The 15,394-nt window shown below is 67.6% G+C and carries 19 protein-coding genes; 7 read left to right on the top strand and 12 right to left on the bottom strand.

Features of this window, described 5'->3' with window-relative positions; translation table 11 throughout:
• Positions 1 to 29: 29 nt before the first annotated feature.
• From KL788_RS02215 to KL788_RS02205, 3 genes are read right to left on the bottom strand one after another with little or no spacing between them, the layout of a single operon-like run.
• Positions 30 to 854, bottom strand: coding sequence for an SURF1 family cytochrome oxidase biogenesis protein (locus KL788_RS02215; RefSeq protein ID WP_293168088.1), 825 nt, complete (start codon positions 852 to 854; stop codon positions 30 to 32).
• 6 nt (positions 855 to 860) lie between these two features.
• The gene (locus tag KL788_RS02210; protein ID WP_293168086.1) at positions 861 to 1,103 is read right to left on the bottom strand and encodes a hypothetical protein; all 243 of its coding nucleotides are present in this window, start codon (positions 1,101 to 1,103) and stop codon (positions 861 to 863) included.
• Entirely contained in the window at positions 1,100 to 1,429 is a 330-nt protein-coding gene (locus tag KL788_RS02205; RefSeq protein WP_293168084.1) for a DUF3099 domain-containing protein, read from the bottom strand. Before KL788_RS02205 ends, KL788_RS02210 begins: the two co-directional genes overlap by 4 nt.
• On the opposite strand from KL788_RS02205, the gene KL788_RS02200 reads away from it, so the two are divergent.
• The gene (locus KL788_RS02200; protein ID WP_293168082.1) at positions 1,428 to 2,150 is read left to right on the top strand and encodes a beta-ketoacyl-ACP reductase; all 723 of its coding nucleotides are present in this window, start codon (positions 1,428 to 1,430) and stop codon (positions 2,148 to 2,150) included. The two genes, KL788_RS02205 and KL788_RS02200, sit on opposite strands and share 2 nt — an antisense overlap.
• Here KL788_RS02200 and serB read toward each other — a convergent pair.
• On the bottom strand, positions 2,147 to 2,779 hold the full coding sequence (gene serB / locus KL788_RS02195) for a phosphoserine phosphatase SerB (protein ID WP_293168080.1): 633 nt from the start codon (positions 2,777 to 2,779) through the stop codon (positions 2,147 to 2,149). The two genes, KL788_RS02200 and serB, sit on opposite strands and share 4 nt — an antisense overlap.
• A gap of 30 nt (positions 2,780 to 2,809) precedes the next feature.
• A complete protein-coding gene (locus KL788_RS02190; protein ID WP_293168078.1) occupies positions 2,810 to 4,045 on the bottom strand; it encodes a glucose-1-phosphate adenylyltransferase in 1,236 nt (411 codons plus the stop codon).
• Between the two features lie 61 nt (positions 4,046 to 4,106).
• Here KL788_RS02190 and glgA point away from each other — a divergent pair, with 61 nt between their 5' ends.
• The 3 genes from glgA to KL788_RS02175 all read left to right on the top strand — a co-directional run bounded on the left by glgA (position 4,107) and on the right by KL788_RS02175 (position 6,467).
• Entirely contained in the window at positions 4,107 to 5,291 is a 1,185-nt protein-coding gene (gene glgA / locus KL788_RS02185) for a glycogen synthase (RefSeq protein WP_293168076.1), read from the top strand.
• A gap of 35 nt (positions 5,292 to 5,326) precedes the next feature.
• Positions 5,327 to 6,109 carry an ABC transporter ATP-binding protein gene (locus tag KL788_RS02180; RefSeq protein WP_293168074.1) on the top strand — a complete coding sequence of 261 codons (783 nt, stop codon included), beginning with the start codon at positions 5,327 to 5,329 and terminating at the stop codon, positions 6,107 to 6,109.
• 109 nt (positions 6,110 to 6,218) lie between these two features.
• Positions 6,219 to 6,467: a type B 50S ribosomal protein L31 gene (locus KL788_RS02175; protein ID WP_293168072.1), complete on the top strand. Its 249-nt coding sequence runs from the start codon at positions 6,219 to 6,221 to the stop codon at positions 6,465 to 6,467.
• A gap of 99 nt (positions 6,468 to 6,566) precedes the next feature.
• On the opposite strand, the gene KL788_RS02170 is transcribed toward KL788_RS02175, so the two are convergent.
• From KL788_RS02170 to treS, 4 genes are read right to left on the bottom strand one after another with little or no spacing between them, the layout of a single operon-like run.
• Positions 6,567 to 7,445 carry an ABC transporter permease gene (locus KL788_RS02170; protein WP_293168070.1) on the bottom strand — a complete coding sequence of 293 codons (879 nt, stop codon included), beginning with the start codon at positions 7,443 to 7,445 and terminating at the stop codon, positions 6,567 to 6,569.
• Positions 7,445 to 8,374: an ABC transporter ATP-binding protein gene (locus KL788_RS02165; protein WP_293168068.1), complete on the bottom strand. Its 930-nt coding sequence runs from the start codon at positions 8,372 to 8,374 to the stop codon at positions 7,445 to 7,447. Before KL788_RS02165 ends, KL788_RS02170 begins: the two co-directional genes overlap by 1 nt.
• Before the next feature lie 32 nt (positions 8,375 to 8,406).
• Positions 8,407 to 9,096, bottom strand: a complete 690-nt coding sequence (locus tag KL788_RS02160) for a 3'-5' exonuclease (RefSeq protein WP_293168066.1) — start codon at positions 9,094 to 9,096, stop codon at positions 8,407 to 8,409.
• A gap of 54 nt (positions 9,097 to 9,150) precedes the next feature.
• Positions 9,151 to 10,848, bottom strand: a complete 1,698-nt coding sequence (gene treS / locus KL788_RS02155) for a maltose alpha-D-glucosyltransferase (protein WP_293168064.1) — start codon at positions 10,846 to 10,848, stop codon at positions 9,151 to 9,153.
• Positions 10,849 to 10,866: 18 nt separating this feature from the next.
• Between treS and KL788_RS02150 the strand changes: the two genes are divergently transcribed.
• Together KL788_RS02150 and KL788_RS02145 are read left to right on the top strand one after the other, a co-directional pair.
• Positions 10,867 to 11,751, top strand: coding sequence for an alpha/beta fold hydrolase (locus KL788_RS02150; protein ID WP_293168062.1), 885 nt, complete (start codon positions 10,867 to 10,869; stop codon positions 11,749 to 11,751).
• Entirely contained in the window at positions 11,748 to 12,842 is a 1,095-nt protein-coding gene (locus tag KL788_RS02145) for a glycosyltransferase family 4 protein (protein WP_293168060.1), read from the top strand. Before KL788_RS02150 ends, KL788_RS02145 begins: the two co-directional genes overlap by 4 nt.
• Before the next feature lie 52 nt (positions 12,843 to 12,894).
• Here the strand turns inward: KL788_RS02145 and KL788_RS02140 are convergent, their stop codons facing one another.
• Positions 12,895 to 13,371: a YbaK/EbsC family protein gene (locus KL788_RS02140; RefSeq protein ID WP_293168058.1), complete on the bottom strand. Its 477-nt coding sequence runs from the start codon at positions 13,369 to 13,371 to the stop codon at positions 12,895 to 12,897.
• Positions 13,371 to 14,000: a histidine phosphatase family protein gene (locus tag KL788_RS02135; RefSeq protein WP_293168056.1), complete on the bottom strand. Its 630-nt coding sequence runs from the start codon at positions 13,998 to 14,000 to the stop codon at positions 13,371 to 13,373. The genes KL788_RS02140 and KL788_RS02135 overlap by 1 nt, the downstream gene beginning before the upstream one ends.
• Before the next feature lie 117 nt (positions 14,001 to 14,117).
• Between KL788_RS02135 and KL788_RS02130 the strand changes: the two genes are divergently transcribed.
• The gene (locus KL788_RS02130; protein WP_293168054.1) at positions 14,118 to 14,474 is read left to right on the top strand and encodes a hypothetical protein; all 357 of its coding nucleotides are present in this window, start codon (positions 14,118 to 14,120) and stop codon (positions 14,472 to 14,474) included.
• A 35-nt stretch (positions 14,475 to 14,509) separates the two neighbouring features.
• On the opposite strand, the gene KL788_RS02125 is transcribed toward KL788_RS02130, so the two are convergent.
• Positions 14,510 to 15,361, bottom strand: a complete 852-nt coding sequence (locus KL788_RS02125; RefSeq protein WP_293168053.1) for a Sir2 family NAD-dependent protein deacetylase — start codon at positions 15,359 to 15,361, stop codon at positions 14,510 to 14,512.
• Between the last annotated feature and the right edge of the window lie 33 nt (positions 15,362 to 15,394).

Genomic DNA, 15,394 nt, shown 5'->3' with positions numbered 1-15,394 from the left:
CGTGCGCCGATCGGGGTCGGGATGCTCGCTCAGCGCTCGCGAGCATCCAGAATCGCATCTTCGACCTCGGCGTCGAGACCGCGCTTCGGTGTCGGCAGCGCCTCGCCTGTCTCGGCCGCACGCGCGGTGCGGTGCTCTTGCCGCAGCGCCCAGCCGAAGCCGACGAAGCCGAGCAGTGCGAAGAGGTACCACTGGAACGTGTAGCTCAAGTGCGGGCCCTCGTCGTTCACGGGCCGAGTCGCGGCTGTCGGCCGTTCGGCGACGCTGGGCGACTCGCTGTCGAGCAGGCCGTAGGCACCGGTGATGACTTCGCCGGCATCGATGCTCTCGGCGAGCTCGGGTAGATGGATGGTGGCGATCTGACCTTCGGGTGCCCCGCGGCCCGCGATCGTCGGCTCGCCAGGCTTGAGACGCACGACGACCTGCACGCGGCCCTCGGGCGGTGCGGGCACGACGTCGGGGGAGTCTTGTGCTGAACCGACAGGCAGCCAGCCGCGGTCGACGATGAAGACCTCGCCCGAGTCGAGCAGCAGGGGCGTCAGCACCTCAAAGCCCGGGCGGGCGTTGAGCGGCCGGTTGCGCACGAGAACCTGCGACTCGAGCAGGTATTCGCCCTCGAGGGCGACGGGCGACCACTCGCTCGCGGGGTCGAGCTCGGCACCGGGCGGCAGCACCTCGCGCAGCTCGACGGGCACCGAATCCCAGTTCTCGGCGATGACGCGCATCTCAGCGACCACCTCAACCCGACGAGACCACTGCCACTGGGCGAGCAGCACGCAGACCACCGCGAACACCGTCGTGAACGCGAGCCAGCCGAGCCACCGGCGCGTCAGGGCCAGCGAGAGGATGCTCATCGAACGCTATTCTGCCGCGTCGGGCAACCGCTCGACGACGACACCGGCCGGGGTGATCGTCACGGGGAAGCCACGGGCCGCCACGTAGTCGTAGAGGTAGTCGCGGTGTTCATCGCACGCGAGCCAGATCTTGACCCGCTCAGGACCGTGAATGCGCGGGTTGCGCCAGTTCACGGCCCAGTCGGCCGACTCGCGGCAGCCGCTGCGCGAGCAACGGATGCTGCTGATCGCCCCCGGCAGATCGATCACGAGGCTCCGTCGCGCGACACGTACGGCAGGAGTGCGCCGGGGCGCTCGACGGCCGGACCGCTGCGGTTCACGACCGTGTTCGCGGCGATCACGGCGAAGTAGGGGAGGGCGATCGCGCCGAGGGCGGGAATCAGCAACCACCAGCCCGGTGTGAAGAAGCACGCCGCGATGCAGATCATGCGGATACCCATGGCCGTCGCGTACCGCACCATGCGAACCTTGCGCTCCTCATCGGGAGACATCGGCAGGCTCGTGATGGCACTCGACGGTTGGCTCGGCACCTCAGAATCGTAGCTCTCGACGTTGCGCATATGCTGGGGAGCCATGACCCCAGGTACGTCTTCCCCCCGCACCGTTCTCGTCACCGGCGGCAACCGCGGCATCGGCTTCTCGATCGCCGAAGAGTTCATCGCGCAAGGCCACCGGGTCGCCGTCACCGCACGCTCAGGCAGCGGCCCCGAAGGCTCGCTCACCGTGCAGGCCGACGTCACCGACTCCGCCTCCCTCGACGCGGCGTTCACGACCGTCGAGGCCGAACTCGGCCCGGTCGAGGTCGTCGTGGCCAACGCCGGCATCACCCGCGACATGCTGCTCATGCGCATGAGCGACGACGACTTCACCGACGTCATCGACACGAACCTCACGGGCGCCTTCCGCACCGTCAAGCGCGCCTCGAAGGGCATGCTGAAGGCTCGCTTCGGCCGCATCGTCCTCATCTCGAGCGTCGTCGGCCTCTACGGCTCGGCGGGTCAGGTCAACTACAGCGCCTCGAAGTCGGCACTCGTCGGCATGGCCCGGTCGCTCACGCGCGAGCTCGGCGGGCGCGGCATCACCGCGAACGTGGTTGCTCCGGGCTTCATCGAGACCGATATGACGGCTGCGCTGCCCGAGGACCAGCAGAAGGCGTACCAGCAGTCGATCCCCGCTGGCCGCTTCGCGACTCCTACCGAGGTTGCCCGCGTCGTGACGTGGCTCGCGAGCGACGACGCCGCGTACATCAGCGGAGCCGTCATCCCCGTCGACGGCGGGTTGGGTATGGGCCACTAAAGGCCCAGCACCGCCAGCACGACCGAGAGGTCACGCTCCGGCACGCTCACGTGCGCCGCGTCGCGCACGACGGGCTTCGCGTCGAACGCGATCGACAGCGCGGCCGCCTGCATCATGGCGAGATCGTTCGCGCCGTCGCCGATCGCCACAGTGCGGGTCAGCGGCACGTCGAACTGGTGCGCCCACTCGAGCAGAGCATCCCGCTTCGCGGCTGCGTCGATGATCGCACCCGTTGTGCGCCCCGTGAGGCGGGCATCGGTGACCTCGAGCCGGTTCGCCCGGTGGGCATTGAGCCCCAGCCGGGCCGCGATCGGGTCGAGCAGTTCGTGAAAGCCTCCCGAGACCACGGTGACGGCGCCGTCAGCGGCGTGGATGCCCTCCACGAGCTGTTCTGCCCCGCGCGTGAGCTCGACGCGCGCCGACACCCGCTCGAGTGCAGCCGCCTCGAGGCCCTGCAGCGTTGCGACGCGCTCGACCAGCGAGCGGCTGAAGTCGAGCTCGCCCGCCATCGCCCGCGCGGTGATCGCGGCGACCTGCTCGAGCGATCCGGCCTCCTCGGCCAGCAGCTCGATGACTTCTTGCTCGATGAGCGTCGAGTCGACGTCGAGCACGACGAGAAACCGTGCCATGGCGGGGCTCCTCGAAGGCTTAGAAGTCGGTCAGCTGATGTGCACGCCCTTGCCGGCTACCGTGATGCCGGTCTCGGTAACGGTGAGCCCCCGGGCGATGTCGGCCGCGTGGTCGACGCCCACCTGAGCGCCGGGGGCCACGACGACCTCTTTGTCGAGAATAGCCCGCCGCACGACGGCACCTGCGCCGATCACTGTGCGCTCGAAGACGACCGCGTCAGTGATCGTTGCCGATTCGATCGTCACCCAGGGTCCGATGACGCTGCGTTCGATGTGCGAGCCCGAGATCACCGAGCCGAGCGAGACGATCGAGTCTATGACGGCACCGGTCGAGCCGCTCGCATCGCGCACGAACTTGGCGGGCGGTGAGTTGAGCTGCTGCGCGTAGATCGGCCACTCAGAGTTGTACAGGTTGAACACCGGCAAGGCCGAGATGAGGTCTTGGTGAGCATCGAAGAACGACTCGATCGTGCCGACGTCGCGCCAGTAGAACTTGTCACGATCGGTCGAACCCGGAACATCATTGAGGTTGAGGTCGTAGACAAAGGCTTCGCCGCGCGTGACGAAATCGGGCACGATGTCGCCACCCATGTCGTGCGACGAGTCGGCGTCGTCGGCGTCACGGGTTACGGCGTCCATGAGCACATCGGCGTCGAACACGTAGTTGCCCATCGACGCGAGAACCTCGTGCGGAGCATCCTGCAGCCCGATCGCGTTCTTCGGCTTCTCGTGGAAGGCGGCGATGCGCTGGGGGTTCGCGGGGTCGGTCTCGATGACGCCGAACTGATCGGCCAGGGCGATCGGCTGACGGATACCGGCCACGGTGACGCCGGCACCGTTGGCGATGTGGGCATCGATCATCTGCCGGAAGTCCATGCGGTACACGTGATCGGCGCCGACCACGATGACGATGTCGGGCTTCTCGTCACGGATGAGGTTGAGGCTCTGGAAGATGGCGTCGGCCGACCCCGAGAACCATCTCTTGCCGAGCCGCTGCTGGGCTGGCACCGACGCGACGTACGAATTGAGCATGCCGCTCAAGCGCCAGACCTGGCTCACGTGACGGTCGAGCGAGTGGCTCTTGTACTGCGTCAGCACGACAATCTGACGCAGCCCTGAGTTGATGAGGTTTGACAAAGCGAAGTCGATCAGGCGGTAGCCACCGGCGAAGGGAACCCCGGGCTTGGCGCGGTCGACCGTGAGGGGCATGAGGCGCTTGCCCTCGCCGCCGGCGAGCACGATTCCGAAGATCTTGGGTGTCGACATGGCCCCACACTAGGCGAGCCACGCGTGCAAGGGGAGAGGCAGGCTGTACTACCGTCAACTCATGCGCGTCGACGTGATCAGCCGTGAATACCCGCCCGAGGTCTACGGGGGAGCAGGTGTGCACGTCGCCGAGCTCGTGCGGGCCCTGCGGCACACGCTCGACGTGCGCGTGCGCTGTTTCGGGGCGCCGCGCAACGAGGCCGACACGCACGCCTACCTCGTGCCCGGCACGCTCAGCTCGGCGAACCCTGCTCTCGCGACGCTGGGCGTCGACCTTGCGATTGCCGATGATGTCGATGGCGCCGACCTGGTGCACTCGCACACGTGGTACGCGAATGCGGCTGGCCAGCTGGCTCAGCTGCTGCACGGTATCCCGCACGTCGTCACGGCACACAGCCTCGAGCCGTTGCGTCCGTGGAAGGCCGAGCAACTCGGCGGCGGCTACCGCGTCTCGCGGTGGATCGAGAAGAACGCTTTCGAAACGGCGGATGCTGTGATCGCCGTGAGCGAGGGCATGCGTCGCGACATTCTGCGGTGCTACCCCGAGATCGACGAGTCTCGGGTCTCGGTGATCCACAACGGCATCGATCTCGACCGCTGGCAGCGCGTGATCGACCACGACGCGGTGCGGTCGCTCGGCATCGACCCTGATCGCCCATCCGTGGTGTTCGTCGGCCGCATCACGCGGCAGAAGGGTCTGCCCTACTTGCTTCAGGCGGCCCGTCGTCTGCCTTCCGACGTTCAACTGATCTTGTGCGCCGGAGCACCTGATACGCCCGAGATTCTGCGCGAAGTGCAGCACGGCGTCGCCGCGTTGCAGGCCGAGCGCACCGGCGTCGTGTGGATCGAGCGCATGCTCTCGCCGCTCGAGCTCTCGGCCGTGCTGTCGAGCGCCACGACCTTCGTCTGTCCGAGCGTCTACGAGCCCTTAGGGATCGTGAACCTCGAGGCAATGGCGTGCGGAGTCGCCGTCGTCGGCACGAACACCGGCGGCATTCCTGAGGTCGTCGACGACGGCGTCACGGGGCGCCTCGTACCGATCGACCAGGTGCACGACGGGTCGGGCACGCCGCTCGACCCCGAGCGCTTCATCGCCGATCTCGCAGCCGTGCTCACCGAGGTCGTGGCAGACCCCGACGCGGCGCGGGCGATGGGTGCCGAGGGGCGCAAGCGCGCCGAGCACATGTTCTCGTGGGACACGATTGCGTCGCGCACGAGCGAGCTCTACGCCGGTCTGCTGGTCTGAGAGCTGCCGGCTCGGTGCTCTACGCTGGAGCCATCATGGCCAGCGTTCTTGAGTTCGACAGCGTCTCTCTGACCCGTGACGGCACGGGCATTCTCGATCAGGTGAGCTGGCAGGTGAACTCTGACGAGCGGTGGGTCGTGCTCGGGCCCAACGGCGCCGGCAAGACCACGCTGCTGCAGCTCGCCGCCTCGCTCATGCACCCGACGTCGGGCACCGCCGTCGTGCTCGACGAGCGGCTCGGCTCGACCGACGTCTTCGAGTTGCGGCCGCGTATCGGCTTCGCCTCCACAGCGCTGGCGCGCCGCATCCCGGGCGATGAGCGCGTGCTCGACGTCGTCATGACGAGCGCGCACGCCGTCACGGGCCGCTGGAACGAGCAGTACGACGAGGTGGATATTCGCCGCGCCCAGCGCGTGCTGCGAGAGTGGCACCTCGACGACTTCGAAGACCGTCTCTTCGGCACGTTGAGCGACGGCGAGCAGAAGCGCGTGCAGATCGCGCGAGCGATCATGACCGACCCCGAGCTGCTGCTACTCGACGAGCCTGCTGCGAGCCTCGACCTCGGCGCCCGCGAAGAGCTGCTGCAGCTGCTCGGTGCCTACGCGAGCGAGCCGAGCTCACCCGCCATGGTCATGGTGACGCACCACGTGGAAGAGATTCCTCCCGGGTTCACGCATGCGCTGCTGCTGCGTGAGGGCCGCATCGCAGCCTCGGGCCCGCTCGACGAGGTCATGACGGCGGCCAATCTGAGCCTGACGTTCGGCCTCTCGCTGTCGGTCTCGCACGACGACGGCCGGTTCGCCGCGCGCGCCCACTGATCGCGGCTGTTCGCGCCGCCCTCTGCTATTCTCGATAGCTGGGCCTGACGGGCCCATCATCGTGCCCCGGTGGTCTACCACCGGCCAAGACTTCTCAAGGAATCCGTTCATGAAGACTGACATTCACCCCGAGTACGCGGCGATCGTATTCCGCGACCTCGCCTCGGGCGAGACGTTCCTCACCCGTTCAACGGTGACGAGCGAGAAGACGATCGACCTCGACGGTGTGACCTACCCGGTCATCGACGTCGAGATCTCGTCGGCCTCGCACCCGTTCTACACGGGCAAGCAGCGCATCATGGACTCGGCCGGTCGCGTCGAGAAGTTCAACCAGCGCTTCAAGGGCTTCGGCAACTAGTCAACCTTCTGCATCACGAAGGGCCCCGCCGCTGGTGGGGCCCTTCGTTGTTGCCGCCGGGAGCGCCTACTGGTCTCTCGAACGCGGACACTCCACCGACTAGGTGATGCGCGCGCGAATGCGCCAAACGGCCAGCGCCGTGAAGACGAGCCCGTAGACCAGCAGCAGACCTGCGACGACGGGCACCGGAACGACCTCGCCCCCGATCACGGTGGTGATGCCGTAGAACTCGCTGAGCGCGGCGGTGGCTGCGGATTCGTCGCCGACGAGAGCGGTGAGGCTCTCAGCCGTGAACTGTTGCCTCATCAGCATGGCCGACTGGGCGAAGGGCAGCGCGTTGACGAGGTCGCGCACACCCGACGGAAACAGCCCGACCGCGATGAACGCCCCGGCGAGAAAGCCGATGAGGGTGCCCACGACCGTCGACAGGGCAGAGAACGCCGCGGTCGTGCGCAGGAACGAGGCCACGAAGGCCCACACCGCGGCAAAGGCGCAGCACGAGAGAGTGATCCAGACCAGGGTGGCCACCACCTCGGCGAAGCCGATCGTCACTCCGTCGACAAAAAACAGATAGGCCAGGCTCACCATCAGCACGATGACGGTCATCACGAGTGCAACGACGATGGTGGCGAGCAGATAGCCGAGCACCAGCTGCCACTGGCGGATCGGCGACACCAGGAAGTCTCGCACTCGGCCCGTCGCGGCGTCGTCGACGAAGACTCCGAGCGCGCCGAGCGAGGTGGTGCTCGAGGTCATCGCGATGATGCCGGCGAACATCCAGGTGTCGACGAAGGCCCGCACGTCTGACATCGTCGCATCCGGGAATGAGGATGCGATCGAGCGCGCCTGCAAATCGGAGAGGAACAGCGCGTAGAGCACGAAGACGATGAGGGCGCCCAGAAGCGAGAAGGCGACGCCTGCGCGGTCGCGGAAGAAGAGCCGCAGATTGCGCCCCATGATCGTGACAGCGAGTCTCATCACGCCCCCTCTGGCTCGGGCGTGCGCCCCGTGAGTGCGAGAAAGACGTCGTCCATCGAACCGTGCCGAAATTCGAAGTCGAGCACGTCATCGCCGTGGTCAGCGATGAGTCGTCGAGCTACGTCGGCACCGTCGACGCGCATTTCGATCACCTCACCGTGCTCGCGCACCTCGAGCCCGTGGACTCGGGCGAGCTTCGTCAACGCCGAGCGATTGCGCGTGGTCACCGAGAGCACGCTCGAACTGTGGCGAGTTCGCAGCTCGGCCGGCGAGCCCTGAGCGATGATGCGGCCTCGTTCAATGATGCTCACCTGATCGGCGTTCTCGGTCTCTTCCATGTAGTGCGTCGTCAAGAAGACCGTCAAGCCGTGACGATCGCGCAGGTCGTGGATGGTCGACCACACCACGGCGCGGCTGGCCGGGTCGAGGCCCGCGGTGGGCTCGTCGAGGAACAGGATCGACGGTGAGTGCAGCAGCGCGCGAGCGATGTCGACCCGGCGACGTTGCCCGCCCGAGAGGGTGCCGTACCGCCTGTCGAGAAACTCCTCCACGCCGATGAGCGCACCGAGTTCGGCGATGCGATCGTCGATCTGCTCACGATCGGCGCCGTAGAAGCGGGCCCGGGTGCGAAGGTTCTCGCGGGCGGTAAGCGGCGCGTCGAGCATCGACTCTTGAAAAACCACTCCGATGCGCTCGCGCACCGGCTCGGGATCGCGGCGCACGTCGTGGCCGTCGACGACGATCTCACCGGCATCGCTCGAGAGCACCGTGGTGATGCAACCGATGGTCGTTGATTTGCCCGCCCCGTTGGTGCCGAGAAAAGCGAAGACACTGCCTGCCTGCACCTCGAAAGAGATCTCGTCGACCGCGACGAGATCGTCGTACCGCTTGGTGAGTCTGCTCACCGAGATCGATGACGCACCTGGCATGCGGAGAGTGTGGCAGACCGCGGGCGAATTCGTCAGTGGCGAACGGGCCAGCCGCGGTCGACTGTGAAGGTGTGATCGCGCTGCGTGCGCATGTAGTCCTCGAAGCTACTGGCCTGCTGGTCGTGCCAGGCGGCCTGCGCGGTCTGCAGCTCCTCTAGCGTGGCAGGCAGAACAGCGGCATGCTGCTCTGCGATCGCGCGGGCCACGAGCCCGGCGGCGATCGCGTCGACGCCCGCGTCGTGCGCCCCGTCGAGAGCGACGCTGTAGTGGGCGGCAGCGGCCTCCAGCGTGCGCTTGCCCTTGCGGTAGCGGTCGACGGCCTTGTCGATGACGAGCGGGTCGATGACGGGAGCCGGGTCGACGAGAGGCGCGACGCCGTGCCGGGCGGCCTCACACGCGAGCAGGGTCAGGTCGTAGGGGGCGTTGTAGACCACAAGGGGCGTGCCGCGGCCGAGTACGGCGCGCAACTCGTCGACAATCTCGGTGACGACCTCGACTGCCGGGCGGCCCTCGGCGCGAGCACGCTCAGTGCTGATGCCGTGGACCGCTGCAGCGCCCTCCGGAATCTCCACGCCCGGATCGGCGAGCCAGTCACGCCTCGAGACGACAGTGCCGCTGGCATCGAGCAGGGCCACGCAGGCGGTGACGATGCGCGAGGTGCGAACATCCACCCCCGTGGTCTCGAGGTCGAACACGGCGAGGTCGCGCTGCAGCAAGGTCACAGAGTCAGCCTAGAGCGGTGCTCTGACTGCGACACAGCGGCACACCCCTCGCCGCTATTCGGCGTGCAGCCAGTAGAAGCTCTGCGTGCCGAGCGTCAGCGTGAGGGTTCCGTCGTCGTTGACCGCCGGGAAGGGCGCACCGCCGAACAGGTCGCGCAGCTGAGCACCCTCGAGCCCGGGCGCCGTGATGGTCGCCGACACCGGGTTGTGAGCGAACGAGAACACGCACAGGATGCGCTCGGCGGCATCGCCGAGGTGCGTGCCGGTGCCGCGGTACTCGCGCACGAAGGCGAGCACCGACTCGTTGTCGGTCTCGAGAATGCGCATCGTGCCGAGCCCGAAGGTCGGGTGAGCCTTGCGCACGTGGATGACGTTGCGAATCCAGTGCAGCAGCGACCGCGACTGCGCCAGCTGGCTTTCGACGTTGATCTGGTTGTAGTGGTAGACGAGCGACTGCACGACGGGCAGGTAGAGCTTGCCGGGGTCGGCGTGGCTGAAGCCGGCGTTGCGGTCGGGCGTCCACTGCATGGGCGTGCGCGAGCTGTCGCGGTCGGGCAGCCAGATGTTGTCGCCCATGCCGATCTCGTCGCCGTAGTACAAGAACGGGCTGCCGGGCAGGCTGAACAACAGAGCGTGCGCGAGTTCGAGCTCTGCGCGCGCATTGTCGAGCAACGGCGCGAGTCTGCGGCGAATGCCGATGTTGGCGCGCATGCGCGGGTCGTAGGCGTACCAGCCGTACATCGCCTGCCGGTATTCCTCGCTCACCATCTCGAGCGTGAGCTCGTCGTGGTTGCGCAGGAACACGCCCCAGGCGCTGCCTTCGGGTGCGGGAGTCTCTTCGGCCATCTGCCGCTGCAGCTCGGTGGCCTGCTGCGACCGGAGGGCGTAGAAGATGCGGGGCATGACGGGAAAGTCGAAGGCCATGTGGCACTCGGGCTCGTCATCGGTGCCGAAGAACGCGGCGACCTCGCTCGGCCACTGGTTCGCCTCGGCGATGAGGATGCGCCCGGGGTACTCGCGGTCGACCATCTCGCGCAGCTTAGCCACGAACTGATGCGTCTCGGGCTCGCTCTCACCCGAACCGCCGTCGGTCTCGTAGAGGTAGGGGATCGCGTCGAGGCGGAACCCGTCGACTCCGAGATCGGCCCAGAACCGCACGACATCAAAGATCTCGTCGTGAACCTTGGGGTTCTCGAAGTTCAGGTCGGGCTGGTGCGAGAAGAAGCGGTGCCAGTAGAACTGCCGGCGAATCGGGTCGAAGGCCCAGTTCGACTCTTCGGTGTCGACGAAGATGATGCGCACGTCTTCGTACTTCTCGTCGGTATCGCTCCAGACGTAGTAGTCGCCGTAGGGCCCCTCGGGGTCTTCGCGCGAGGCCTGGAACCAGGGGTGCTGATCGCTCGTGTGGTTGATGACGAGGTCGATGACGATGCGCATGTTGCGCTCGTGCGCCTTGGTGACGAGCTCACGGAACTCTTCGATCGTGCCGAACTCGGGCAGTACCGAGTTGTAGTCAGAAACGTCGTAGCCGCCATCGCGCAGCGGGCTCTGAAAGAACGGCGGCAGCCACAGCGCATCGATGCCGAGCCACTGCAGGTAGTCGAGCTTCTGGATCAAGCCGCCGAGGTCGCCGGTGCCGTCACCGTTCGAATCCATGAACGAGCGCACCATGACTTCGTAGAAGACGCTGCGGCGATGCCACTGCGGGTCACGGGTCAGGCCGGGCAGGGTGATGGGAGCGGTGAACGACACCTGCCTAGACTAATCACGATGGCCGCCCCCTCTCCGTATGCCGCCGACCTCGCGCGGATCTCCTCGGTCGACCGCACGTCCGAGGTGCTCGGTGCGCGTACGCACTGGGTCGAGTACGGGCCGGTCGATGCTGAGCGCACGCTCGTGCTCGTGCACGGCTTTCGCGGTGACCACCACGGGCTCGGTCCGGTCGTGGCGCAGCTGCCCCACGTGCGCTTTATCGCTCCAGACCTGCCGGGCTTTGGCGCGAGTGCGCCCCTCGCGGCGGGCGCGCACGACCTGGCCGGCTACACCGCCTGGCTCGAGGCCTTCTTGCGCACGACGGGAGTACACGGCACCGCGGTGCTGCTCGGCCACTCGTTCGGCTCGATCGTCGTCGCGGCGGCTGTCGCCTCAGGAGTGCCCACACCCCGCGTGATTCTCGTCAACCCGATCGGGCAGAACGCCCTCGCAGGCCCTCGCGGAGTGCTCACACGCCTCGCGGTCGGGTTCTACCGCGTGGGCGCGGCCTTGCCAGAGAAGCTCGGCTTCGCGGTGCTGCGCAGTCGCCTCGTCACCCGCATCATGAGCGTCACGATGGCGAAGACCGACGACAAGGCGCTGCGCCGCTGGATCCACGAAGAGCACGACCGCTATTTCTCAGCGTTCGCCACCCGGCAGAGCCTGCTCGAAGCGTTTCGTACGTCGGTCTCGCACGATGTGAGCGAGTTCGCGGCGAGCATCCACCAGCAGACGCTGCTCGTCGTGGCCGACCACGACGACATCACGCCTCTCGAGGCCCAGCGACGCTTGGTGACCATGTTTCCGGATGCTGAGCTCGCGGTCATCGAGGGCGTCGGGCACCTCATCCACTACGAGAAGCCCGTCGAGGCTGCTGCCGCGATCGAGACGTTCTTGTCATGAAGATCGTCGTTGATTGCCGCTACGTGCGGTTTCCGCGCCACGACGGCATCAGCCGGTTCACGGCGGGTCTCGTGGATGCTCTGCGCGGCCAGCTCGCCGAGTCCGAGGCGCTCGAGCTGCTGATCAGCGACGAAGGCCAACTCGCCATGCTGCCCGAGGGTCTGCCGTGGCATCTCGTGAGCGGCCCCACGAGCCCGCGTGAGCCTTTCGTGGCGCGCCAGGTCAACCGAGTGTCGCCCGACGTCGTGTTCAGCCCCATGCAGACCATGGGGGCGCTCTGGCGGCGCTACCCGCTCGTGCTGACACTGCACGACCTCATCTACTACGCGCATCCCACGCCGCCGCGCGATCTGCCGTGGCCGGTGCGGGTCGGCTGGCGGCTCTACCACCTGGCGTGGTGGCCGCAGCGGGTACTGCTCAATCGGGCCGACGCCGTCGTGACGGTGAGTGAGACAACGCGCGCGCTCATGATCTCGAAGCGGCTCACGAAGCGCTCGATCACGGTCGTGCCGAACGCAGCGGATCGGCCCACGACGGTGACGCCGCGCACGCGGCCTGAGGGCATCGAGCTCGTCTACATGGGCTCGTTCATGCCCTACAAGGGTGTCGACACGCTCGTCGAGGCGCTGCACCTCCTGCCCGGGGCGCGACTGCACCTGCTGAGCCGCATCCGGCCCGCCGAGCGCGAGCGATTCGAGGCGGCCGCACCCGCGGGGTCGCTCGTCGTGCACAACGGCGTGAGCGACGACGAGTACGCCGAGCTTCTCGACGGTGCCACGGCACTCGTGACGGCCTCGCGCGACGAGGGCTTCGGCATCCCGCTCGTCGAGGCCATGGGGCGCGGCACGCCCGTTGTCGTCAGCGACATCCCGATCTTCCGCGAGATCGGCGGCGACACGGCGCTCTATGCGGTGACGGGGGATGCTGAGGCCTTCGCCGCGCGCATCACCGAGCTGCTGGAACCGGGGGAGTGGGAGCGACGCTCGGCCGCTACTCCCGCCGAGGCCGCGCGCTTCGACTGGGGCCGCTCGGCCGCGGTGCTGCTCGAGCTGCTGCGCGAGCAGGCCGCGCTCGGCCACTCGCGTCGCTAGCGCCTGGGCTGGGGCGTCGTGGCCGGCGCGCTCCCGAATCCAAGGACCCCCGTCAGCGGGTGCCGATGTCGGCGAGCTCGCCGCCCGCCCACTCGATGAGTTGCTGCGGGGCCGCCGGGAACACATCGTAGGCGCTGCCCGCGGCCGACCACACGGTCTCGAAGCGCAGCAGGTCGCGGTCGACGACCGTGCGTACGGGGGCAGGATGACCGAGCGGGGGCACGCCGCCGATCGAGAAGCCCGTCGCCTGCTTGACGGTGCTCGCGTCGGCCTTCTCGATGCGGGCTCCGACCACGGCGGCGAGAGCCTCGAGGTCGGCGCGGTTGTCGCCGCACACGAGAGCGATCAGGGGCTCACGGTGGTCGTCAGCGTGCACGGCGACGAAGACGAGCGACTTGACGATCGCGCCGACCGCGCAGCCGACGGCAGCAGCGGCTTCGGCGGCGGTGTGGGTGGAGTCGGGCATCCGTCGGGGCGTGATGGGCAAGTGCGCCGTCGCCGCGAGAAATCGTTCGGGGCCGCTCGCCATCAGCGGCCTTCGCGGGCAGCGAGCGCGTTCTGCTGCTCGAAATCGTCGGCGAACGGAAAGATCGACTGCTCATCGATCGGGTCGTCGAAGGCGACGAGTTCGAGGGCTCCGTCGGCGTGACGGAACGAGTGCACCGATCCGTTCGTGATCATGCCGCGGTGCCGACCGGGCTCGACCGACTCGAGCACGCTGCGGATCACGCCGCCGTGCGCCACGACGATGATGGCCTCACCGGGGTGCCGCGCCGCGAGATCGTGCAGGGCGTCGACGGCGCGCACGGCGACGGCCTCGCGGGGCTCGCGCCCGGGAACCTCGGCGCCATCGGGGTAGAGAGCGTCGATCTCCGTGCCCGTGAGGCCTTCCGCGGCGCCGTAGTCGCGCTCGACGAGGCGCGGCTCGAGCTCTGGCTCGGCGAGTCCGACATGCGCGCCGATCAGACGCGCGGTCTCGGCGGCACGCGAGAGCGGTGACGCGACAAGCGCGTTCCAGCGTCGGCTGGCTAGCAGCGCGCCGGTCGCACGGGCCTGGTCGCGCCCTGTGTCGTTGAGGGGAATGTCGGTCGAACCCTGGATGCGCCGTTCGCGGTTCCAGTCAGTCTCGCCGTGGCGCACGAGTGCGAACACCGTCATGAGGATTCCCTTTCGATCAACTTTCCAACCCTAAGGGGGCGCGGGCCCCGCCTAAGATCGACCCTGCCTACGTACATCCGGTTGCGGCGTCCGTCGAGAGGCAGTGCAGAGAACCACATGACGAAAAGTTGGCCAATCACTGTTCTCGCCATCGTGGTCTGCCTCGCAGGTATCGCTCTCATTCTGGCGTTACGACTGTTCCTCGTTGGAGCGTCAACAGCGCCTGAGATCGCCGTAGTGGTGGGAAGCGGGCTATTCCTCGTAGGAGTCCATGGCCTGGCCGTCTATTGGTTGATCCGTCCGGTGTCCTGGGCCCTGATTGTGACAACGGTGCTTGGTCTGTGGGCGGTCGCCGACCTGCTCGGTGGGCTGGCCTGGGATTCAATCGCTTCGGCGGTACTAGGGGTTGTCGTGATCACCCTTAGTTGGTTCCCGAATGTCCGCGCGCACGTGAAGCCGGCGGCTGCCGAGTAGTCGCGCCGGCGTGCGCTTCTAAGGCAAGAGGCCGGCTAGGGCAACAGAGCCTCGCTCAGCGCGGCGAGCGTCTCGGTGGTGCCCGCATCAATCTTAAGGGCCGCACGGCTGTCGGCCTTCGTCTCGCCGCGGTTGACGATGACGGTCGGAATGCGCTTCTTCGCGGCCTGGCCGACCAGACGGATGCCCGAGTTCACCACGAGCGATGACCCGAGCACGAGCAGCGCATCGGAGCGGGCCACGATGCCACGGGCCTCTTCGAACTTCACGGGCGGCACGAACTCGCCGAAGAAGACGATGTCGGGCTTGAGGGTTCCGCCGCAGACCGAGCACTCGGGCACCGAGAAGCGTGAGATGTCGGCGACCTCGGCATCGCCATCCGGATTCATCGTCGCGTCGGCGTCGGTCAGCCAGGGGTTGAGGCGGGCGATGCGCTCGGCGACGGCGCCGCGGTCGAAGGTCTGGCCGCAGTGCAGGCACGTGACGCGGTCCATGCTGCCGTGCAGGTCGACGACGCGCCGGCTGCCGGCGCGCACGTGCAGGCCGTCGACGTTCTGGGTGACCACTCCGCTGACGATGCCGCCGAGCTCGAGATCTGCAAGCGTGCGGTGGCCGGCGTTCGGGCCGGCGGCGGCGAAGCGCGCCCACCCGAGGTGGCTGCCCGCCCAGTAGCGCTTGCGGTACGGCTCGTCAGAGAGAAACTGGCTGTAGGTCATGGGCGTGCGCACGGGGGCGCCCGCACCGCGGTAGTCGGGAATACCAGAGTCGGTGCTCACCCCGGCCCCGGTCAGCACGGCGATGCGTCGCCCGCGCAGCAGCTCGATCGCCTGCTCGACGACGGCGCGCGCAGCCGCATCGAGCTCGACGAGCGGTGCGGCGATCGACATGGGGCCTCCGGTGGTTCACTCGCAGACTAGAAC

It is taken from the genome of Microcella sp. (assembly GCF_019739195.1).
Classification (GTDB): Bacteria; Actinomycetota; Actinomycetes; order Actinomycetales; family Microbacteriaceae; genus Microcella.
This window is presented reverse-complemented; position numbering and strand designations above follow the sequence as displayed.